Here is a 1,219-nt window from a genome sequence, read left to right on the forward strand (position 1 = left end):
AGGATGCGATGAGCCGACATCGAGGTGCCAAACCACTCCGTCGATGTGAACTCTTGGGAGTGATAAGCCTGTTATCCCCAGGGTAGCTTTTATCCGTTGAGCGATGGCAATCCCACTTTATACCACCGGATCACTAAGTCCTACTTTCGTACCTGCTCCACCCGTCGGTGTCGCAGTCAAGCTCCCTTCTGCCTTTGCACTCTTCGAATGGTTTCCAACCATTCTGAGGGAACCTTTGAGCGCCTCCGATACCCTTTCGGAGGCGACCGCCCCAGTCAAACTCCCCACCTGACATTGTCCCCCAGCCGGTTCACGGCTGCTGGTTAGAAATCCAATACTGCAAGGGTGGTATCCCAACAGCGACTCTGCGGCAACTGGCGTCACCGCTTCCTAGTCTCCCACCTATCCTGTACATGCAATATCGAATCCCAGTATCAAGCTGGAGTAAAGCTCCATGGGGTCTTTCCGTCCTGGCGCAGGTAACCAGCATCTTCACTGGTATTTCAATTTCACCGGGTGCATTGTTGAGACAGTGCCCAAATCATTACGCCTTTCGTGCGGGTCGGAACTTACCCGACAAGGAATTTCGCTACCTTAGGACCGTTATAGTTACGGCCGCCGTTTACTGGGGCTTAAGTTCAAAGCTTCGCCTTACGACTAACCTCTCCCCTTAACCTTCCAGCACCGGGCAGGCGTCAGCCCATATACCTCACCTTTCGGTTTTGCATAGACCTGTGTTTTTGCTAAACAGTTGCTTGGGCCAATTCTCTGCGGCCAGCTCTCACTGGCACTCCTTCTCCCGAAGTTACGGAGTCATTTTGCCGAGTTCCTTAACAATGCTTCTCCCGTCGGCCTTAGGATTCTCTCCTCATCCACCTGTGTCGGTTTACGGTACGGGTACGATATGAACAATAGCGGCTTTTCTTGACGCATGGCTCACGGACTTCCTTACTTATATTTCAGTACGCATCACATCTTCAGATTGACTGGCGGATTTGCCAACCAGTCTCCTACCTTGCTTGCACCGGTCTTTCCATTCCCGGCTTCCGCTTTCCACACGTGTCCCCACAGTTCTGTCATATCATAGTACAGGAATTTCAACCTGTTATCCATCGACTACGTCTTTCGACCTCGCCTTAGGCCCCGACTTACCCAGAGCAGATCAGCTTTACTCTGGAAACCTTAGATATTCGGCCGGAAGGATTCTCACCTTCCTCTC

Annotated in this window: 1 rRNA gene; it reads right to left on the minus strand. The window is 51.9% G+C overall.

Annotated elements, in window-relative coordinates:
• Window positions 1-1,219, minus strand: a 23S ribosomal RNA gene (locus tag RDN66_RS16550); the annotation flags it as partial.

This window comes from uncultured Kluyvera sp. (genome assembly GCF_902485085.1).
Lineage (GTDB): Bacteria > Pseudomonadota > Gammaproteobacteria > Enterobacterales > Enterobacteriaceae > Kluyvera > Kluyvera ascorbata.